Source organism: Pseudomonas sp. TE36184 (assembly GCF_054060055.1).
Window position 1 is genome coordinate 1,843,610 of the sequence record NZ_JBSSCU010000001.1, and the last position, 22,783, is coordinate 1,866,392.

The 22,783-nt window shown below is 62.7% G+C and carries 9 protein-coding genes; 4 read left to right on the plus strand and 5 right to left on the minus strand.

The features are described 5' to 3' along the window. The 3 genes from tssC to pvdP all read right to left on the minus strand — a co-directional run bounded on the left by tssC (position 1) and on the right by pvdP (position 4,179). On the minus strand, positions 1–1,539 hold the full coding sequence (tssC, locus tag ACVWZP_RS08075) for a type VI secretion system contractile sheath large subunit (RefSeq protein WP_046487050.1): 1,539 nt from the start codon (positions 1,537–1,539) through the stop codon (positions 1–3). A gap of 33 nt (positions 1,540–1,572) precedes the next feature. Then, positions 1,573–2,076, minus strand: a complete 504-nt coding sequence (tssB, locus tag ACVWZP_RS08080) for a type VI secretion system contractile sheath small subunit (RefSeq protein ID WP_046487053.1) — start codon at positions 2,074–2,076, stop codon at positions 1,573–1,575. Positions 2,077–2,550: 474 nt separating this feature from the next. Then, on the minus strand, positions 2,551–4,179 hold the full coding sequence (gene pvdP, locus ACVWZP_RS08085) for a pyoverdine maturation tyrosinase PvdP (RefSeq protein WP_126587269.1): 1,629 nt from the start codon (positions 4,177–4,179) through the stop codon (positions 2,551–2,553). A 142-nt stretch (positions 4,180–4,321) separates the two neighbouring features. Between pvdP and pvdM the strand changes: the two genes are divergently transcribed. Together pvdM and pvdO are read left to right on the plus strand one after the other, a co-directional pair. Beyond that, positions 4,322–5,686, plus strand: coding sequence for a pyoverdine-tailoring dipeptidase-like protein PvdM (gene pvdM, locus ACVWZP_RS08090; RefSeq protein WP_201022171.1), 1,365 nt, complete (start codon positions 4,322–4,324; stop codon positions 5,684–5,686). Positions 5,687–5,762: 76 nt separating this feature from the next. Further along, positions 5,763–6,629 carry a dihydropyoverdine dehydrogenase gene (gene pvdO, locus ACVWZP_RS08095; RefSeq protein ID WP_046487059.1) on the plus strand — a complete coding sequence of 289 codons (867 nt, stop codon included), beginning with the start codon at positions 5,763–5,765 and terminating at the stop codon, positions 6,627–6,629. Between the two features lie 280 nt (positions 6,630–6,909). Here the strand turns inward: pvdO and ACVWZP_RS08100 are convergent, their stop codons facing one another. Then, the gene (locus tag ACVWZP_RS08100) at positions 6,910–7,737 is read right to left on the minus strand and encodes a N(5)-hydroxyornithine transformylase PvdF (protein ID WP_457369645.1); all 828 of its coding nucleotides are present in this window, start codon (positions 7,735–7,737) and stop codon (positions 6,910–6,912) included. Positions 7,738–7,936: 199 nt separating this feature from the next. On the opposite strand from ACVWZP_RS08100, the gene ACVWZP_RS08105 reads away from it, so the two are divergent. Both ACVWZP_RS08105 and ACVWZP_RS08110 read left to right on the plus strand, forming a co-directional pair. Continuing rightward, positions 7,937–9,589 carry a cyclic peptide export ABC transporter gene (locus ACVWZP_RS08105; RefSeq protein ID WP_457369646.1) on the plus strand — a complete coding sequence of 551 codons (1,653 nt, stop codon included), beginning with the start codon at positions 7,937–7,939 and terminating at the stop codon, positions 9,587–9,589. 109 nt (positions 9,590–9,698) lie between these two features. Further along, positions 9,699–12,131, plus strand: a complete 2,433-nt coding sequence (locus ACVWZP_RS08110) for a TonB-dependent siderophore receptor (protein WP_193791661.1) — start codon at positions 9,699–9,701, stop codon at positions 12,129–12,131. Positions 12,132–12,295: 164 nt separating this feature from the next. Here the strand turns inward: ACVWZP_RS08110 and ACVWZP_RS08115 are convergent, their stop codons facing one another. Further along, complete coding sequence (locus ACVWZP_RS08115; protein ID WP_457369647.1) at positions 12,296–22,783, minus strand: amino acid adenylation domain-containing protein; 10,488 nt, start codon at positions 22,781–22,783, stop codon at positions 12,296–12,298.

Here is a 22,783-nt window from a genome sequence, read left to right on the forward strand (position 1 = left end):
TCAGGCTTTGGCCTTGGGCATCTGCGAAACCAGTGACAAGTTCACGTCCATACCCTCGACCTGGAAGTGCGGCACGGCATACAACTTGACGCGGAAGAAACCGGGGTTGTCCTCGATGTCTTCCACCGTGACCTTCGCCTCCCGCAGCGGGTGTGAGGCCTGCAAGTCATCGCCCGGATCAGTCATCTCGGTGACCAGCCCGCCGATCCACTTGTTCAACTCCAGCTCCAGCAAACGCCGGTCCTTGGTGGTGCCAATGTTTTCTCGCTGGATCAGCTTCAGATAGTGAGCAATGCGTGACAGCAGAAAAATGTAAGGCAGGCGTGCGTTGATTCGACTGTTCGCGGTGGCGTCGGCCGTGTCGTACAGCGCCGGCTTTTGCGCGGAGTTGGCCGAGAAGAAACACGCATAGTCGCGGTTCTTGTAGTACGAGAGCGGAATGAAACCGAGGTTGGCGAACTCGAACTCACGGGTTTCCGGAATCATCACTTCGGAAGGAATCTTGACCTGATTGCCGGTGCCCAAGTCATACAAATGGATAGGCAGTTCAGTGACCGCACCACCCGACTGCGGCCCACGTATCTGCACGCACCAACCGTTGCTGATGAAGCTTTTGACCATGTTCGCGGCAAAGGCAAACGATGCGTTGGTCCACAGGTACTTGTGGTGATCCGGCCCTTTGACATTCTCGACGTAATTGAAGCTGCGCACGGGAACGGTGTCGGGCCCGTAGGGCAAGCGCCCCAGGACGCGCGGCATGGTCAGGCCGATGTAACGCGCGTCGTCACTGTCACGGAATGACTTCCACTTGATGTATTCGGCACGATCAAAATAGTTGCCGATGTCCTTGATCGCGGCCACCTCCTCCATGGTTTCCTTGCCGAAGAACGCTGGGCCTACAGCCCCCACAAACGGCATGTGGGCGGCGGCGGCGACTTTGGAAATATTGCGCAGCAGCGCGATGTCCTGAGGCCTGCGATCGAATTCGTAGTTTGAAATAGCCGCCGCAATCGGCTCGCCCCCCGGGGTATCGTACTCCTGCGTGTAGGTATGCAGGTACAAGCCGCTCTGGGCAATTTCAGGCGCGTCCTCGAAGTCTTGCACCAGGTGGTCCTTGCTGACATCCAATAGTTCTATGCGAACGTTCTGACGGAAATCCGTCTGATCAATCAGCGATTTCACACCGCGCCAGGTTGACTCGACGCGCTGGAAGTCCGGATGGTGCATGACCGCATCGAGTTGACGGCCAATCTGCCGGTCCAACGAAGCAATATGCTCATCCAACAGGACTTTATCCAAACGCTCGATTTTTTGCGGCGATTGCTTAAGCAACTTTAAAAACACACTGACCGCTGCCGTCACCCGCTCATCGGCGGACACCTCGGACAGCGCATCCGAGTTCTGGAAGATATCAATACCGGCCAATTCAGCAACAGGACTTAAATTGATCTTGTTAAACAGCGCAGCATAAACACCCGCAGACTCTTCAGACAACACTGTGGCGCCGCGCGCTTGCACGTTGGAATGTTCTAAGGACATGATTTAACTTCCCTTTTAAATTACCGCTATGAATTAACGCTCTTCTTCAGGCGCCAAGGCAGCCAACTCAGCGCGCAGTTCGTCACTGAGCGCGTCATCCTTGAGGATGCGCTCCAACTCATGGCGGAAGGTCACGTTGTCCAGCAGATTCGATTTCAGATCACGCAACAGGTTGCGCATCGCCAATAACGCACGCAGTTGTGGAATCTGCCGTGCGACCTGCTCAGGCTCGAAGTCCTTCATGCACCGGAAATTCAGTTCGACAGCGGTGTCGGACGCATCGTCGTCCAAGGTGTTGTCGACAGCCAGCTTCAGACCCGGCGAGAACTCGCCCAGGACGCTGTCAAAGTTGTTCTTATTGATATCAACCTTGCCGCGCTCGGAGAGCGGACGCTGTTCTTTACCGTTACTGTAGTCACCCAGCACCATCAGTTTCAAAGGTAACTCAACCTTTTTCTGCGCACCGCCGGTATGCAGGTCGAGCTTGATATTAACCCTGGCCTTGGGCACTTCATTTTGAAAGCTGCTTAGCGTCATCGTTTCATTCCGTGAGTTATCCAACAGCATTGATCTGCGGTCAGATGGAAATTAAAACCGGAATCCAATCAACTTAAATTCCCTTTCCGGAAACCAAAGCGCTACATGGCACATGGCGTCCGCTTGCTCACTAGAATGAAGTATCACTGCCGGAACTTACCAGCCCCCGGATCACGGACGGGAACTTTCCATTGCGCATCAGGGATATTTCCCACAAAGCACAAAGATTATCTTTCTTGCAAAGATTATTGAAGATTTAAACCACAGACAGGGATCCAGCTGTCGGATATTTCTTAACTGCGCCGGCGCCCAATAAAAGATCAGTAGAAATATACAAACCCATATAAATTTCTTTCAATATCCTCCATTGTTTATAGTACTAAAACCTATAAAAAACACCCACGTGCCGACCAGAAGATAAACCATCTCCGTCTCAGCTTTACATCATAAACATTGAACTCCAGCAAAAAACGCCTACACCTCGCGCGCCTTGACCTTCAAATGCCGCGCATACCATGGCCGCTTCGGCACCCGTTTGAACAAACCCTGCAGCGCTTCGTCTTGCGCAGCAAACGTAATTCGCAGGGCGAGCTTCATGATCTCTGGGTCCATCTCCATCGAACGCCCCCTCTGCAAGCCTGGAGTGGTGCTGCAGCCATGGGTATCCGGGCCCAGCCACGGGTCGCCGACTTCAACCCACCGCCCCGGCGCGAACCATGCCACGCCATTGACCTCCAGGCGGCTGACCTGGCCGGGATGGAAGCGCTCATGGGCGCGGAACCAGTCTTCGATGCGGTCGTCGATCCAGCCATGGAAGTGCCAGAACACCGGGTTGACGTGGGAGGAAAACGGATCGCCAAGAAAGTCGTTTTCGGGTGCATACCAACGCGCGGCAAAGTCTGCCGGGTCGCGGGCGAAGGGCACGGGGGCACCGTTGGAGGGGTCGCGGGGCACCGAGGCCCAGCGCATGTGCAGCCAATCATGCAGGCCCAGTTCCATTTCGGAGCCGAGCTGGCCCAGGGTCAATTTGGCCAGGTATCGCGGGTCGCGGTATTGGGATTCCCAGACCTGGAAGTTGCTGTGGTAGGTCTCGGCGGCTTTGATATCGCTGACCCATTGGGTGTAGTCGCCGTCGTCCGGCGCCAGCCAAGTGGGTGGCAGGGCAAAACCGTCATGGTTGTCGAAGTAGCGCAGGAAGCCCAGGCGATCACGTTCCAGGGCCGGTTGCGGTTCGGGGAAGGCGGACCACGACGGCAAGTCTTGCATCGAACGTGCGGTGCCGAGCATATGCCGATGCATGAAGAAGAAGTCGATGCCCGAGCCGTTGCGATCCTTGAGCTTGCCCCGTGCGTCGCGCTCCTTGCCCCGTGGGCCGGGCTGCCAGCCGATGCCACGCAAGGCGTCGCGTTTTTCCTCGGAGAGCTTGTGCCATTGGTCGCGCGTGGCGTGCCACAGTTGGTGGAACAGGCGGTGCTCGGGGGAAATCAGCCAGGCCAGCAGCGAAGGGTTGAGACCGATGCGTTGGCGGGCTTCGGGAAACGGCTGTTTGTGGGCAACAAAGCGATTCTCCGGCGCGGTCAGCGCCAGGGGGCGGTCGAGGTCGAGGATCTGCCCGCTGAGTGTGCCGCTGCCGGCGTTGCCGAAGACGCCCCAGACTTCATCGACGGTCATGCTGAATTCATAGGCCGGCGCGCCATCGGCTGCATCACGGTCGATCAGCCGCCAATAGAGCTCGGTGCCCTCGCCCGCGAGCAAGTCACCCAACACGCGATAACGGGGTTCGCCATCGCCGCGCAGGTGCTCGGCCGTGTCGAGATAACCACGCAGGCCACGCCCACGCGGCGCGACATCGAGCAGCAACGCCAGGCCCTGCGCGGGCAAACCCTTGAGGCCGGCATCGCGGCCTTCAAGCCGCAGGTTCCACACCCCGCGCAACGTGTTCGCCAGGTGCTGGCCGGCGGTATCGGCAAGATCCACCGTGGCTTCGCCGGGGGTGATGGGGAATTCTTCACGCGTCCACTCGCGATGGGCATATAAGGCCGCCGGCACGGCGGCGCCAGTCAGCGCCAGGCCTGCGATGAACCCACGTCGAGAGATCGTCATTGTCTACCTTAGGAAACGGCGTTATCAGAGCTAGAACGTTTACTCGCGCGGGAAATTTACCGCGCCGTCGCCGAGGCCTAAATTTCCGCGCTCATCGCTCGTTCTTCCCAGATAGCAAAGGCCTCAACTGACTGAGACGGCAATGACAAAACCACGTTCGAAAAAGGCGCTGTTTATCGGCCTGCCACTGGCATTGGCCATCGGCGCCGGGGCCGGTTTCCTGGCCTGGGATCATTGGTTCCGAGGCAATGCCGGCTACCCGCTGGCGGTGATCAAGCAGGCCAATGACCTGCAGGAGCGCCTGTTGTCGTTCGACAGCCATATCACCGTGCCGCTGGATTTCGGCACTGCCGGCAATGAGGCCGACCACGACGGCAGCGGCCAGTTCGACCTGGCCAAGGCGCGTCGCGGGCGATTGTCCGGGGCGGCTCTGACGGTTTTCGGCTGGCCGGAAATCTGGAACGGCGCCAATGCTCCCCACAGGCCCAGCGACGGCTTTGTCGAGGAAGCCCGCCACGAGCAGGAAGTGCGCTACAAAATCATCTCCGGCATGGTGCGCGACTTCCCCAACGAAGTGGGCATCGCCTACACCCCGGATGACTTCCGGCGCCTGCATGGCGAAGGCAAATTCGCAATCTTTATCAGCATGCTCAACGCCTACCCGCTGGGCAGCGACCTGAACCAACTGGACCTGTGGACAGCACGCGGCATGCGTATGTTCGGCTTCAGCTATATCGGCAATAACGCCTGGTCCGACTCGTCGCGGCCACTGCCATTTTTCAATGACTCCACCGACGCTCTCGACGGCCTCTCGGACATCGGCCAGCAAGCGGTACACCGCCTCAATGACCTGGGGGTGATCATCGATGTGTCGCAAATGTCGACCAAGGCCCTGGAACAGGTTGCGCAGTTGAGCCGCACGCCACTGGTGGCCTCCCACTCGGCGCCACGCGCGGCGGTGGATATCCCGCGCAACCTCAGCGACAAGGAACTGCAACTGATCAAGCGCAGCGGCGGCGTGGTACAGATCGTGGCCTTCTCCGCCTACCTTCGCCCGCTGAGCCAGCCGACCCAGGACAAGCTCAACAGCCTGCGCGCCCGCTTCGACCTGCCCCCCCTGCCCAACCTGGCCGTGGCCCTGATGCCGGGCGACGCAATCATCGCCGCCTGGCCCGAGCACACGTTCGGCGAGTACGCCAGCGCGCTGTACGCCATCCTCGATGACGAACCCAAGGCCACCCTCAAGGACCTGGGCGATGCCATCGACTACACCGTGCGCAAGATCGGCATCGACCATGTCGGCCTGGCGTCGGACTTCAACGACGGCGGCGGTATCGACGGCTGGAACAACGTCGGCGAAATCCGCAACGTCACCGCCGAGCTGATCCAGCGCGGCTACTCCGAAGCCGACATCGCCAAGCTGTGGGGCGGCAACTTTCTGCGGGTGTGGGACCAGGTACAAAAAGCCGCCAAGCCCTTGGCCAACCGCTCATCACCCTCGACGTAAGCCCGTGAGCACAACATGACCGTGCTGAGCCAGCGGTGGCGACGCACGCCCTTTGCCCTTTGAACGAGAGGCCCACATGACGCCATCCGCCCCCCTGACCGCTTTGGCCCTCACCGCCCTGTGCGCAGCGCTGCTGCCCAACCTGGCCGAGGCCGCCACGCCGCAACCCGGCAAAGTATTCAAGGACTGCAAGGACTGCCCGGAAATGGTGGTGCTGCCCGCCGGCACTTTCACCATGGGCACGCCCGACGATGAGGTCGGCCGCGAGCCGGACGAAGGCCCGATGCATGCCGTGACCTTCGCCAAGCCGTTCGCCATGAGCCGCTTCCAGATCACCGCTGGCGAGTGGGACAGCTATATCCGCCAGACCGGGGTCAAGATCGCCGACGGCGACACCCGCCCCGGCCGCGAATGCATCGCCAGCAAGCCGCGCTACCCCCAGAGCCCGCGTCAGCCGGCAGTGTGCATGGACATGGACGACATCAAACACTACGTGGCCTGGCTGTCGAAAAAGACCGGGCAGCCGTACCACATGGTCAGCGAAGCCCAGCGCGAATACGCCGCGCGCGCCGGCTCCAGCGGGCCCTTCCCGTTTCCGTTCGACGAGGGCAAGGGTTACAGCATTGCCGAACATGCCAACACCTACGGTCCGGCGGATGGCTACAGTTTTTCCTCGCCGGCCGGCAGCTACCCGCCGAACGCATTTGGCATGTACGACATGCACGGCAACGTCTACGAGCGCGTGGCCGACTGCGAACACCCCAACTACATCGGCGCACCGACCGACGGCAGCGCCTGGGTGGAACCGAACTGCGAGAGCTACCAGATCCGTGGCAATGACTGGGGCGAAGCGCCAGTGTTCTCGCGCTCGGGCAATCGCAACAACATCTACCCACAGACACGCGGGGACTGGATCGGCTTTCGGGTAGTGCGCGACCTGTAACAACAAATCCCCTCACTGCACCTACTGCACCTACTGCACCTACTGCACCTACTGCACCCACTGCACCTACTGCACCCACTGCACCTACTGCACCCACTGCACCCACTGCATCCGCTGCATCCGCTGCATCCGCTGCATCCGCTGCACCCGCTGCACCCGCTGCACCCACTGTAGGAGCGAGCTTGCTCGCGAAGCCCCCGAGTACGCCGCGTTTATCCAGGATAAACGCGTTATCGTTGGCGATTTTCGCGGGCAAGCCCGCTCCTACAGGGGGCGTGCGTCAGCTTTGCCGAACCAACCGTTCCAAACCTTCATGCAACGCCGGAAACAGGCTGTTGTTGAAGTTGTTCCAGCGCAATTCGAGGATGGTGTCGTCCGGGGAAATCTCGGTCTTGAGCACGTCGTGGAACACTTCACCGGAGTCGATGCCGTTGTCCACGTAGTGGAACGACGCACCGGTCAGGTACAGCGGCTCGCACGGCTGCGTCTCCTTGGTCGTCCAATCCACCACCGCCTGGCCACGGGCACCGTACAAGGCGTTCCAGGTGGCGTAGGCGCCCCGGCGCTCGTAGGGCGATTCGATACGGGTAATGCCCGGGTGAATGTTCATGATCCGCCGCGCAAATGGCGCACCCGGGCGCACCAGCTCATCAAGGATCACCAACAGGCCGTCCAGCACCACGATATCGGCCTTCAGCTCCACCAGCGTGTCGTGCAGGCGGCGTTCGAAGTCCTGCTTGCCGGCGATGTGTTGCGCGCTGCCACGCGGCAGGCGGCGGTAGGTGGACGGCACGCTCAGCAGCAAATCGTTGACCAGACGCCCCTGCACCCGCAGGTCCGCCGGGTACAGCCACTGGCGGCCCGGCGCATAGGCAAAGCCATAGTCGGCGACCAATTGCCGGTCACGCGGGTTTTGCTCGTCGTCGTCATACACCACGCCCACCAGGTTATAGGCCTCGCCCAGCGACGTATCGTTGAGCGAGCCCACCAGAAACTCCAGCACCGACTTCATGTAGCGCTCGTGGTCCTTATAGGCCACTGGCTGCCCGGCCTTGTCGGCGGCGGCATTTCTCAGGGACCACACATACACCAGGTTTTTTTTCGTCATTGGTTCGCTCTCACTGGATAGATCCGGCACGCGACCCTACGCGTGCGCCTACCCAACAAGAACGAACCAGGCAGCGGGCAATTTATCCGCCACCGCCACCGCCGGGCACGCCGCGCTAAATACTCGCGCCGACGCTTCGTTTGTCATGGGTAAGGGTCTGTGTGCCCAGCCCCCTCCATTCACTTTCCGGGAAGTACCTATGACCGACCCCAAGCGCGGCGCCTTCAGCGGTTTGCTCGCATTGCTCAGGCCCTTTCGCGCCATCGTGAGCGTCTCCGTCGCCCTGGGCATGGCCGGTGGCCTGGCCATCACGCTGCTGCTGGCGACTATCAATAATGCGCTGCACTCCTCCGCGGGGATGACCCAGGGGGTGATTCTGACGTTTGCTGCGCTGTGTGTGCTGGCGCTGGTCAGTTCGATCATTTCCGATATCGGCACCAATTACGTCGGCCAACGGATTATTGCCGCCCTGCGCAAGGACCTCGGCGAAAAGGTGCTGTCGGCGCCGATCGGGCAGATCGAGGGTTATCGCTCCCACCGGCTGATCCCGGTACTGACCCACGACGTCGACACCATCAGCGATTTCTCCTTCGCGTTCACGCCACTGGCCATTGCGGCCACAGTGACCCTGGGTTGCCTGGGCTACCTGGCCTACCTGTCGGTACCGATGTTCCTGATGATGGTGGTCGCCATCGTGATCGGCAGTGCCGTGCAGTTCATCGCCGGCGGCAAAGGCATCCAGGGCTTCGACCTGGCGCGCAGCCACGAGGATGAGCTGCAGCGTTACTACAACGCCATTGCCTCCGGCGCCAAGGAACTGCGCATGCACCGGCCCCGGCGCTTTCGCATGAACACCCAGCGCATTCAGGAAACCGCGGACCGCATCGCCGACATCCAGGTGCGTTCCGTGAACATCTACATCCTTGCCAAGACCTTTGGCTCGATGTTGTTCTTCGTGGTGATCGGCCTGGCCCTGGCGATGCAGGCCTATAACCCCAACCCCGACCCTAGCGTGATCACCGGTTTCGTCCTGGTGCTGCTGTACATGAAAGGCCCGCTGGAACACCTGCTCGGCTACCTGCCGGTGGTGGGCAAGGCGAAGATTGCATTTGGTCGTATCAGTGAGCTGTCACAGCGTTTCTCCTCGCCGGAACCGCACCTGCTGATGGATGACAGCGAAGCCCCGCAACCGGTGGTCAACAGCCTGGAATTGCGCGGTGTGCGCTACAGCCCGCCGGCAGTGGCAGGCAGCGAACCGTTCCACCTGGGGCCGATCGACCTGAACATCGCCCAGGGCGATATCGTGTTCATCGTCGGCGAAAACGGCAGCGGCAAGACCACCCTGATCAAGCTGCTGCTGGGGTTGTACCCACCGCAGGCTGGGGAAATCCTGCTCAATGGCAACGCTGTGAGCGACCCCGAACGCGACGACTATCGCCAACTGTTCACCACGGTGTTCGCCGATTACTACCTGTTCGACGACCTGGTCCAGGGCAGCGCCGCCCAGTCACTCGACAGCGCGACAAAATACCTGGAACGCCTGGAGATCGCCCACAAGGTCAGCGTCAAGGACGGCGTGTTCAGCACCACCGATCTGTCCACCGGCCAACGCAAGCGCCTGGCGCTGGTCAACGCCTGGCTGGAAGAACGCCCGGTGCTGGTGTTCGACGAGTGGGCCGCCGACCAGGACCCGGCCTTCCGCCGGATCTTCTATACCGAGCTGCTGCCGGACCTCAAGCGCCTGGGCAAGACCATCATCGTGATCAGTCACGACGACCGCTATTTCGATATCGCCGACCAATTGGTGCGCCTGCGCGCCGGCCAGGTCGTGCACGAAATGACGCCGGCGTGAATTTTCTTTTCCGGTTTCCCGGGATAGGAACGTCTCACTAGTGGTAATGAGAACCAGACTCAATAAACACCTATAATTGCCCACTTAAAACATAGAAGAGAAAACACCCATGCCAGCACGACTCGGTCTCAGCCCACTGAGCAAAGCGCTATCCATGCGTCGGGCCCTGAACATCAACCTCCTGCCGAACGCCCTGGCCCTGGCCATATCACTGCCGGTGGCCGGCTATGTGCAGGCACAAGAGATCGAGTTGGACATTCCCGCGCAGCCGCTGGGGAGCGCGCTGCAGGCCTTCGGTCATCAGGCCAACATGCAGGTGCTCTACAGCCCGACCGACGTGCAAGGCAAGAACAGCACCGCCGTCAAAGGCAAACTGGACCCGCAACAGGCGATCAATACCCTGCTGTCAGGAACGTCGACCACCCACAGCCTCAATGGCAATTCGCTGACCGTCACCGCCGCCGGTACCTCCGCCGGGCTGGAACTGAGCCCGACCCAGGTGACCGCCAACCAACTGGGCAACGTGACCGAAAACACCGGTTCCTATACCCCAGGCTACATCGCCACCTCGACCCGCCTGGTGCTGACGCCCAAGGAGACGCCGCAGTCGGTGACCGTCATCACCCGCCAGCACATGGACGACTTCGGCCTGAACAACGTTGACGACGTGATGCGCCACACGCCGGGCATCACCGTCTCGGCCTTCGATACCGAGCGCAGCAACTACTACGCCCGTGGTTTCTCCATCAACAACTTCCAGTACGACGGCATTCCGTCCACTGCGCGCAACGTGGCCTACTCGGCGGGTAACACCCTGAGCGACATGGCGATCTATGACCGGGTCGAAGTACTCAAGGGCGCCACCGGCCTGCTCACTGGCGCAGGCTCCCTGGGTGCGACCATCAACCTTGTGCGCAAAAAGCCCACCGCAGAGTTCCAGGGCCACGCCAGCGTGGGCGCCGGCTCCTGGGACAACTACCGCAGCGAGCTGGATGTGAGCGGCCCGCTGACCGAAACCGGGAATGTCCGGGGTCGGGCGGTGGCGGCTTACCAGGACAAGCATTCCTTCATGGACCGCTATGAGCGCCAAAGCCCGGTCTACTACGGCATCATGGAATTCGACCTGTCCCCGGACACCATGCTGACCGTAGGTGGCGACTACCAGGACAGCCTGCCAAAAGGCTCGTCCTGGTCCGGCAGCTTCCCGCTGATCGACGCCCAGGGTAATCGCAACAACGTGAAGCGCTCGTTCAACAACGCCGCCGACTGGAGCAGCTGGGAGCAGTACACCCGCACCCTATTCGCCATAGTCGAGCACGACCTCGGCGATGGCTGGGTCACCAAGCTGCAACTGGACCACAAGATCAACGGCTACCACGCGAAGATGGGCTCGATCCAGGGCAGCACTCCCAACCTGGACGGCACTTCGCAGCTGACATCGGGCAAGTACACCGGCGAAACCGTCAGCGACTCCGCCGACCTATATGTGAGCGGCCCGTTCAGCCTGGGTGGCCGCGAGCATGAGTTGGTCCTCGGCGGCTCCATCAGTTCTTCCGAGTGGAACGGCAATGGCTACTGGAACCTCGCCCCCAACCTGGTGAATTTCCACAACTGGCACGGCAACGCGACCGAACCGGATTGGGGCACACCGCAGTCGAAGATCGACGACACCGTGCGCCAGACCGGCGCGTACATGACCACCCGCCTGAACCTCGCCGACGACCTCAAGCTGCTGCTCGGCGGCCGCGTGGTCGACTACACCGTCACCGGCAACAACCCGACCTACAAGGAAACCGGACGGTTCGTGCCGTATGCCGGTGTGGTCTACGACCTGAACGACACGTACTCGGTCTACGCCAGCTACACCGATATCTTCATGCCGCAGGAAAGCTACAACCGCGACCGCAACAACAAGCTGGTCGAGCCGGATGAAGGCCAGAACTGGGAACTGGGCGTCAAGGCAGACTTCCTGGACGGTCGTGTAAACGCCAGCGCCGCCTACTTCGAGATCCACGAAACCAACCGTTCCGTGTCCGACGACGAATACAACAACCGCACGCCGACACCGTCGAACTATGCGTTCAAGGGCACCAAGGCCGTGACCAAGGGTTACGAAGTCGAAATGTCGGGCGAACTGGCACCGGGCTGGCAGCTCCAGGGTGGCTATACCCACAAGGTTGTGCGCGACGACAACGACATCAAGATCTCGACCTTCGAGCCGGAAGATCAGGTCAGCGTCTACACCTCGTACAAGTTCAAGGGCAACCTCGACAAGCTGACCGTCGGCGGCGGCGCTCGCTGGCAGAGTGTTGGCTGGCAGGACATCTACAACAGCCCGAAAGGCGGCTACGAGGAGTTTTCCCAGGAATCCTACTGGCTGGTGGACCTGATGACCCGCTACCAGTTCACCAAGAACGTGTCGGCAACGTTGAACGTCAACAACATCTTCGATAAGACCTACTACACCAACATCGGCTTCTATAACTCTGCCGCCTACGGCGAGCCACGCAACTTCATGCTCAGCACCCGCTGGGACTTCTAAGGCCTGCTCGTAGCCGCCCTGGCGGCTACTGAGGGTTCCAACCCTAACGCCCCGTGCATTCATTGCCCGGGGCGTTTTTGCAAGGACCGGTCGTTGAACCCCACCCCACGAAAAAGCCCCCGGTCACCATCAGTGGCCGGGGGCTTGTTCGTTCAGGCCCGGTGTTACGCCATCGCATCGGCGAAGCTGCGCACGAACGCGGCGTTGTCGATCAACCGATCATGACTGGTCTCGATCAGCACCGAACGTTCAATCCGGGACTGGCCGGCGACCTCCAGCATGCTCGCCTCAATCAACCGATGATGCACACCCGTGCGGCTCAAGGTCGCCCACCAGCAACTGATCGGCGCCTTGATCGCCTTGAAATCGGCATCATGCAGGCGCTGGCCCAGCATGCGGTCGACCTCCCACGAGATTTGCGCCTCATGGCCGCTGAGCAACTCTTCCTTGAGTTCATGGAAGCGCTCACCCAGCACATCCCCGGCCCACTGGTTGAACCCGGCCCATTGCTCATCGTCGCCGTCAACCGTGGCCTGCTGGCCCGACCACTTGGCATGGATCTGCGCCGTGAACTCAGGGAACATCGCGCCCAACAACTCCACGCGCCGGTCATTGGCGGATATTTCGCGTTCATCGACCATCACCGCCGTGTCCCAGAAAGGCTTGACCCACTGGGGTGGCGATGCGTCGATCCAGCCCACGCATTCCACTTCCCGCCCAGCCTGCTCCAGGCCATGGGCAACTTCCATCGCCAGGTTGCCGCCCAGGGACCAGCCCGCCAGACGGAAGGCCCCCTCCGGCTGCGCCGTCAACAATTGCGCGGTGTAGTCCTCGACCATCTCGTGCCAGGCCGGCACTTCACTGCCCTCCTCGGCCAACGCCCGGCAGATCACGCCCATTACCGGCCGCTGCTCGCGCAACGCCAGGGCAATGGCCTTGTAGCAATGCACCGAACCATAGCTGGGGTGAAACAGGTACAACGGTGTGCCACGGGTCTGGCTGTTCAACCTGACGATCAACGAGTTGCCGGCCTGACCATTGACACAGGCCACCTGCCCCGCAACCGTCGGGTGGAGCATCAGCTGACTCACCGAAAGCTCCACGCCGGTAGCCTTGCGGATACGCTCCTTGAGCATCAACACCAGCAACGAGTGCCCGCCCAGCTCGAAGAAGTTGTCCTCCACCCCCACCTGTTCAAGGCCCAGGACCTCGCGCCAGGCGAGCACAACGGTGTGCTCCAGCGGGTTGCTCGGCGCAACGAAGTGCCGCTGATGCACGCTGGCGTCCGGTGCCGGCAGGGCCTTGCGGTCTAACTTGCCGTTGGGGCTCAAGGGCATGCGGTCCAGCACGACCCATTGCGCAGGCACCATGTAGTCGGGCAAATGCGCCAGCAAGTGATGACTCAGGGCATCACGCCAGGCGGCGGCCGGGTCGTGCAACACTAGGTAGCCCACCAGATGCTTGCCATCCTGCACTTGCACCGATGCTTCACGCACCTGCGGATGCTCCAGCAGGCGCGCCTCGATTTCGCCCAGCTCGATCCGCAAACCACGCAACTTGACCTGATGATCCAGGCGCCCCAGGTATTCAATCACGCCATCCATGCGCTGACGGACCCGGTCCCCGGTACGATACAACCGCGCGCCAGGCTGGAACGGGCACGGCACAAAGCGCTCGGCGGTCAGGCCGGGACGGCGATGGTAACTGCGCGCCAGCCCGACACCGCCCAGGTACAACTCACCGGCAACACCCGCCGCAACCGGCTGCAACTGCGCATCCAGCACATGGGTGCGCAGGTTGGCGATCGGCTGGCCAATCGGCACGCTGTCGCGGTTTTCATCGACACACGTCCAATGGGTCACATCAATGGCCGCCTCGGTCGGGCCGTACAGGTTGAACAGCCCGGCCTTGGGCAGTTTGGCGAACACCTGTTGCTGGGCGTCCACCGGCAGGGCTTCGCCGCTGCAAATGATGCGTTGCAGGCCCTGGCAACTGCCGGCCTGCGAGTCCTGGAGGAACGCCTGCAACATCGAGGGCACGAAGTGCAAAGTGGTGACCTGGTGTCGATTGATCAACGTCACCAGGCGCGACGGCTCCCGATGATCACCCGGAGCCGCCATGACCAACCGTGCGCCGCTCATCAACGGCCAGAAGAACTCCCAGACCGACACGTCAAAACTGAACGGCGTCTTTTGCAGCACCGTATCACTGGCATCCAGTGCATACGCTTGCTGCATCCACAGCAATCGGTTGGTCAATGCACAGTGGCGGTTACCGGCGCCCTTCGGCTGCCCGGTGGAACCGGAGGTGTAGATGACATAAGCGAGGTTTTCGGCCTCGACGGCGACCTCGGGATTGAAGGTGGCAAACCCTGCCAGCCAGCTGTCACCCTGCTCCACCACCAGGCACTGTACGCAGTCACCGATGGGCAACGACGCTACCAGATGCGCCTGCGTCAACAGCAGTTGCACCCCACTGTCCTGCAGCATGTAGGCCAGGCGCTCGCGCGGGTATTCCGGGTCCAGCGGCACATAGGCGCCGCCAGCCTTGAGCACGGCCAGAAGCGCCACCACCATCTCCACCGAACGCTCCATCGCCACGCCCACCAGCAGGTCTGGCCCGACACCGGCCTGTATCAGGCGGTGCGCCAGGCGGTTGGCACGAGCATTCAGTTGGGCGTAAGTGAGCACTTCGCAATCAAACAGCAATGCCTGGGCATCCGGCGTGCGTTCGGCTTGCGCTTCGATCAACTGCTGCACGCTCTGCTGCAACGGGTAATCCTGCGCCGTGTCGTTCCACTGCTCGACCATCACCTGCTGCTCCAGACGCTCCAGCATCGGCAACTGGGTGACCCGCTGATTCGGATCGCCGAGCATGCCCTGCAACAGGTTCTGCCAATGGCGGGCCATGCGCTTGGGTGTCGCGGCGTCGAACAGATCAGTGGCGTAAGTCAGGGTCGCCCACAGCCCTTCGGCGGTCTCCTGGGTGTCCAGGCTCAAGTCGAACTGCGCGGTCTGCGTGCCCCACTCCAGCCCTTCAACCCTCAGGTCGGCAAGCTGCTGGCCGCTGTTGGCCAGGCGCGCTTCGCTCTGGTGATTGAACAACACCTGGAACAACGGGTTATGGCTCAGGCTGCGCTCGGGTTGCAGCGCCTCGACCAATTGCTCGAAGGGCAGGTCCTGATGGCTCTGGGCATCCAGGGCCCGCCGCTTGGCCTGCTGCAACAATTGGGTGACGGTCAGTTGAGCATCGATATCGGCCTTGAGCACCTGGGTATTGACGAAGAACCCCACCAGCCGCTCGGTTTCGACCCGGCTGCGGTTGGCGATCGGCACACCGACGCGAATATCCTGCTGGCCGCTGTAACGGTGCAACAGGGTCTGGAACGACGCCAGCAGTACCATGAACAACGTGACCCCCTCACGCTGCGCCAGGGCCTTGAGCCCCGTCACCAGCGCCGGGTCCATGACGACATCCAGGCTCGCCCCGCGATAGCTCTGCACCGAAGGTCGCGGCCGCTCGGCGGGCAGTTCCAGCACCGGCTGTTCACCGCCCAGCAGCGTTTGCCAGTAAGCCAATTGACGCTCGCGCTCGCCGCCCGCCATCCAGTCGCGCTGCCACTGCGCATAGTCGGCGTATTGAATCGGCAGCGCCGGCAGTTGCAGGTCCTGGCCTTGGCTGTAGGCCGCGTACAGTTGCACCAGCTCGTCGACCATCACCTGCATCGACCAGCCATCGGAGACGATGTGATGCTGCACCAGCACCAGCACGTGTTCGTCGTCAGCCAGGCGCAGCAGGGTCACCCGCAGCAGCGGGCCTTGTTGCAGGTCAAACGGTCGCGCGATCTCGGCTTGCACCAGGCGCTGCACATCCGCTTCGTCGGCGTCGGCATGCAGGATCTCTACGGCACCCGCATCACGGATCATTTGCAGGGCGCGGCCTGCGTCCTGGTACACCTGGGTGCGCAGGCTTTCATGGCGCGCCACCAGCGTTTCGAAACTGCGTTGCAGCGCGGCCTGGTCCAGCCAGCCACGCAGGCGCAGGGTGCTGGGGATGTGGTACGCGGCGCTCTGGGGGTCCAGTTGCCAGAGGAACCACTGGCGCTCCTGGGCATAAGACAATGCCAACGGCTGCTGGCGACTGACGGGCAGAATCGCCGGCGCACTGTCCGTCTCGGCTGCCGAACGCTGCAGCGTCTCGACAAAACCCTGCAACCGCGGGTGTTCAAACAGGGTTCTGAGGGGAACTTCCCGGCCCAGCAACTGGCGCAGACGGGAGATGACCTGCATCGCCAGCAACGAGTGCCCCCCAGATTCAAAGAAGTGGTCGGCCAGGCCAATCCGTTCCAGGCCCAGGATTTCACCCCAGATCGCCGCCACGTCCTGCTCCAGCTCGCTCTGTGGCGCCACATACACCTGCTGCATCTGGCTCACATCAGGACGCGGCAGGCCCTTGCGATCGAGCTTGCCATTGGGGGTGAGCGGCATGCGCTCCAGGAACATCAGGTGCGAGGGCACCATGTAGTCCGGCAGGCGGGTTTTCAGGGCGCGGCGCAGGTTTTCACGGCAGGTGGACTGGGCCACCGCATCGTCCATCAGCACCGGATCCAGTGGCACCACATAGGCCACCAACTGCTTACCGTTCGGGCCTTCCTGGGCCACCACCACGGTTTCGCCGACGCTGTCCTGCTCACGCAGCCGCGCTTCGATCTCGCCCAGTTCGATACGGAAACCGCGGATCTTCACCTGGTGATCGACACGGCCGAGGTAATCCACCACGCCATCCGGGCGGCCACGGGTCAGGTCGCCGCTGCGGTACACGCGGCTGCCGGGTTTGCCGAACGGGTCGGGGACGAAGCGTTCGGCGGTGAGTGCCGGGCGTTCCAGATAACCGCGCGCCACGCCCTCGCCGCCCAGGTACAGCTCGCCAGCGACGCCGATGGGTTGCAGGTTGAGTTGGGCGTCGAGGATGTAGCCGCTGCGGTTGCCCAACAGCGTGCCGATCGGTGCGTACACGGCGCCGCACGGATCGCCGCGACGTGCCTTCCACAGCAACGGCGTAACCACGGTTTCGGTCGGGCCGTAGCCGTTGAACAGGTAGGTCGGCTTTAGCGCACGCCAGGCCAGGTCATAGCTCGCTTGCGCCACCGCGTCACCGCCAAAGCAATACACGCGCACCTTCGGCGGATTACCGTCGCGCTCGGCATGCTCGGCCAGTTGTTGCAGGTACACCGGCGGGAACACGGCCATGGTCACGTTGTGACGGTGCATTTGCGCGTAGGTGTATTCCGGCAGCCACAGGCTGTCATCGCGGATCAGCACGCTCGCGCCGTTGATCAGCGGGTGCATCCAGCCTTCGTGGGAGCCGTCGAAAGCGAAGGACATGAAGTGCAATTCGCAATCGGCCGGGCCGGTTTCGTAGCGTTCGCCGGTGGCGATGATATGCGCCACCAGCGGACCGTGGGCCACCGCCACGCCTTTCGGCATGCCCGTAGAGCCCGAGGTGTAGATCACATAGGCGAGGTTGTCGCCGTCCAGAGCTACCGGCGGTGCGCTGTCACTCTGATCGGACCAGGTCTGCGCCTGATCCACCGCAAGCACAGCCAAACCGTCCGGGATCGGCAAACGCTGCTGTACCGCCGAATGGGTCAACAGCAGCTTGGCGCGGCTGTCCTGCATCATGTACAGCAGGCGATCACGCGGGTATTCGACGTCCAGCGGCACATACACGCCGCCAGCTTTCAGCACCGCAAGGAACGCCACCATGATCTCGGCACTGCGCGGCATGGCAATCGCCACGCGCACTTCCGGGCCGACACCCCGGGCGATCAACGCGTGGGCCAACTGGTTGGCCTGGCGGTCCAGCTCGCCGTAGGTCAGGGTTTGTGTGTCGAACTTGATCGCGATCGCCTGCGGGTTTTCCCGCGCACGCTCGGCGACCAATTCATGTACCAGGCGCTGGGCCGGGAAGCCGGCGTCGGATTGATTCCACAACTGCAGGATGTGCCGCTGTTCATCCCCGTCCAGCAGGTTCAACTGGCCGAGGGTCTGCTGCGGATCGGCGACCATCGCCTGCAACAGGTTCTGCCAATGCCGCGCCATACGCTGCACGGTCGAGGCTTCGAACAGGTCCTGGGCATACCCCAATGTGGCCCAGATACCTTCGGTGGACTCTTGAATATCCAGGTCCAGATCGAAATGCGCGGTCCGGCTTTCCCACTCCAGCCCTTCTACCCGCAGCGTCGGCAATTGGTGCTGGACCTGGGCCTGGCCGACGTCGGTCTGGTGGTTGAACATCACTTGGAACAACGGGTTGTGGCTCAGGCTGCGCTCGGGTTGCAAGGCCTCCACCAATTGTTCGAACGGCAAGTCCTGGTGGGCCTGCGCCTCCAGCGCTCGTTGCCGGGTCTGCTGCACCACTTGCGCGACGCTCATCTGCCCGTGAATGTCGGCCTTGAGCACCTGGGTGTTGACGAAGAAGCCGATCAGGCGCTCGGTTTCACTGCGGTTGCGGTTGGCGATCGGCACGCCGACGCGGATGTCTTCCTGGCCGCTGTAGCGGTGCAGCAAGGTCTGGAACGAAGCCAGCAACAGCATGAACAGGGTCACGCCCTGTTGCTGGGCCAGGGCCTTGAGGTCGTGGGCGAGCGCGGGCGCCAGTTCGATCGGCAGGCGTGCGCCACGGTGGCTTTGCACCACCGGGCGCGGGTGGTCGAACGGCAGCTCCAGCACGCTCTGCTCACCGCCGAGCCGGTCGCGCCAGTAGCTCAGTTGGCGATCCTTCTCGCCCGCCTCCATCCAACGGCGCTGCCACACGGCGTAATCGGCGTACTGGAGCGGCAGCGCCGGCAATGCCAGGGTCTGACCCTGGCTGTAAGCCGCGTAGTGCTGCACCAGTTCCTCGACCATCAGTTGCATCGACCAGCCATCGGAGACGATGTGATGCTGCACCAGCACCAGCACATGCTCATCGGCGGCCAGGCGCAGCAGGCAGACGCGCAGCAACGGCCCTTGTTGCAGGTCGAAGGGCTGGGCGATCTCGGCTTCTACGCGGGCCTTCAGCGCAGCTTCATCGACATCGGCGCATGCGATGTGCAACGACACCTGCGGTTCAATCACTTGAACCGTGCGCTCGCGCTCCTGGCGCAGGGAGGTGCGCAGGCTTTCATGACGGGCCAGCAAGGCGTCGAAACTGCGCTGCAACGCCGCGCGGTCAAGCTGGCCTTTCAGGCGCAGCGCGCTGGGGATGTGGTACGCCGCGCTGTGCGGCTCCAACTGCCAGAGAAACCACTGGCGCTCCTGGGCATACGACAGCGGCAACGGCTGGTCGCGCCCGGCCGGCAGCAGGGCCGGGGCTTTCGGGGCGGCGGGATCGGAGGTCGTCAAGGCAGCGACAAAGCCTGCCAGGCGCGGCTGCTCGAACAGCGTCTTGAGCGGGACTTCCAGGTCCAGGGCCTGGCGAATGCGCGAGACCACTTGCATGGCCAGCAGGGAATGCCCGCCCAGTTCAAAGAAATGATGGGCCAGGCCGACACGCTCGACGCCAAGGATATCGGCCCAGATCGCCGCGATCTGTTGCTGCAGCGGCGTGACCGGTGCCAACCATGCCTGCTGTGCCGAGCCGCCGACGGGTGTCGGCAGGGCCTGGCGGTCGAGCTTGCCGTTGGGGTTCAAGGGCATGCGCTCGAGGAAGATCAGGTGCGCCGGCACCATGTAATCGGGCAGTTGCTCGCGCAAAGTGGCCTTGAGCTGTTCGGCGGCGCTCACCTGCTCCGGCTCGGACAATGGCTGCGTCGCCACCAGATAGGCCACCAACTGATTGTCGGCGGCCAGCACGAAGGCCTCACGGACGGCATCCTGGGCCAGCAGCAGCGCCTCGATTTCACCCAGCTCGATACGGAACCCACGGATCTTCACCTGGTGATCGACGCGGCCGACGTATTCGATCACCCCGTCGGCGCGATAACGCGCCACGTCGCCGGTGCGATAAAGACGCTCGCCCAGGCCGCCGAACGGGTCGGCGACAAAGCGCTCGGCGGTCAGGCCCGGGCGTTGCAGGTAAGCACGCGCCAAGCCGCTGGCACTGGCGATGTAGAGTTCGCCCACGGCGCCGACCGGCAACAGGTTGAGGTCGCCGTCCAGCACATACAACGCCCGCCCCGGCAACGCGCGGCCAATCGGGCTGGCGCTGCCGCCGACCGCCCCATCGTCGGCGCTGCAATCGAGTACGCTGGACACCACCGTGGCCTCGGTGGGCCCGTAGGTGTTGAGCAGCCGCACGTGCCCCAGCCCGGCCCGGCGCCACATCGCCGGGCCGTCCAGGGGCATGGCTTCGCCGCCGATATGCACCTGGCGCAAGGCCCCGTAAGACCGTGGGCCCGCCGCCAGGCAATCGTGCAGGAACAGTTTCCAGTAAGCCGTCGGCAAGTCGGCCAGGGTGATGCCCTGATCGATGATCTGCCGGTACAGGTCGGCGCCGTCCCACAACTGCGGGCCGCGCAACACCACGGTGGCGCCCAGGGTCAGCGCCGGGTACAGCTGCTCGACGAAGCCGTCGAAGTTCAAGGTGGCGAACTGCAGCACCCGATCCTGCGCGACCAGGCGCGAGTAGTCGGCCGCGATGCCGGCGAACTCACTCAGCGCCGCGTGGCTGATGGCAACGCCCTTGGGTTTGCCGGTGGAGCCCGAGGTGTAGATCACGTAGGCCAGGCTCTGCGGCTCGACGTCGAGCGCCGGAGCGTGTTCGGCATACGGCGCCAACGTCGCGTGGGCCAGGTCGATATCCAGGCAGGTCAACGACCCGGCCAACGGCAGGCGCTCACGCAGGTGAGACTGAGTCAACACCAGGCGCACGCCACTGTCCTCGAGCATATGCACCAGGCGCTCGCGCGGATACTCAGGGTCAAGCGGCACGTAGGCACCGCCCGCCTTGAGCACCGCCAACAGGCTGACCACCATGGCAAAGGAACGCTCGACGGCGATACCGACCAGGCCGTCCGGGCCGATCCCCTGGTCGATCAGGTAGTGCGCCAGACGATTGGCCTGGCGGTTCAGTTCGCCATAGCTGAGCGTCTGGTCATCCAGGGCCAGCGCCTGGCGTTCAGGATGCTGGCGGGCCTGGGCCTCGAACCGGTGGTGTACGGCTTGTGCGACGGCGACGCTGGCCGGCGCGTTCCAATCCTGGAGCATCGTCTGCTGCTGCGCACGGTCGAGCATCGGCAGCGCGCTAAGACGGCTGCGCGGCGCACTCACCAGCGCCTGGAGCAGGTTTTGCCAATGTTGCGCAAAGCGCTCGATGGTCGCCGCCTCGAACAAGTCGGTGGCGTAGGTCAGCTCGGCCCACAGGCCTTCAGCGGATTCATGGGTGTCCAGGCTCAGGTCGAAATGGGTGGTCTGGTTGTCCCAGTCCAGTTCCGTCACGCGCAGGCCGGGCAGGTGCTGGCCGTCACCGCTGGCCTGGGTGTCGGTCTGGTGGTTGAACATCACCTGGAACAACGGGTTGTGGCTCAGGCTGCGTTCAGGCTGCAACGCCACCACCAACTGTTCGAACGGCAGGTCCTGGTGCGCCTGGGCTTCCAGGGAACGACGCTTGGTCTGCTGCAACAGTTCGGCAAACGTCATCTGCCCGTCTAGGTCGGCCTTGAGCACCTGGGTGTTGACGAAAAAGCCAATCAGCCGCTCGGTTTCGACGCGGTTGCGGTTGGCATTCGGTACGCCGATGCGAATATCCGCTTGGCCGCTATAGCGAAACAGCAGGGTCTGGAACGACGCCAGCAGGAGCATGAACGGCGTCACGCCTTCTTGCTGCGCCAGGCGCTTGAGGCCCGCCACCAGGTCCGCCGGCAGCTGCACCTGCAGGCTCGCGCCGCGATGGCTTTGCTGCGCGGGGCGCGGGTGATCGAGGGGCAATTCCAGCACGGGTTGCTCACCGCCCAGCAGGTCCTGCCAGTACGCCAACTGGCGGGCCCTCTCCCCGGCCTCCATCCAGTTGCGTTGCCACAGCGCGTAGTCGGCGTACTGGATCGGCAGGCCCGGCAGGCTAAGGTCCTGGCCCTGACTGTAGGCGGCATACAACTGCACCAGTTCCTGGACCATCACTTGCATCGACCAGCCATCGGAAACGATGTGGTGCTGCACCATCACCAGCACATGCTCATCTTCCGCCAGTTGCAACAGGGTCACGCGCAACAGCGGCCCTCGTTGCAGATCGAACGGGCGGGCGACCTCGGCTTCGACCCGCGCCATCAGTTGCGCCTCGTGAACAACCTCCTGCCGGATCTCGACACGCGCCTCGGGCTCGATGGTTTGCAACAGTTGCTCACCGTCCTGGATCAGCCGGGTGCGCAGGCTTTCGTGGCGCGCCAGCAGGCTGTCGAAGCTGCGCTGCAACGCCGCCAGGTCCAGGCGCCCCTGCAAGCGCAATGCGCCGGGGATGTGGTAGGTGGCGCTGTCCGGGTCCAACTGCCACAGGAACCACTGGCGCTCCTGGGCATAAGACAGCGGCAGGCGTTGGCCGTCCTCGCGGATCGAGGCAATCGGCAGTTGGGCGAAGCTCATGCCACGGCTTTGCAGGCGCTGGTAAAACTGCTGGCGCTGTTCCAGCGGCAGGCGAAGAAAGCGCGAAACCAGATCGATATTAGGGTTGGAACGCAT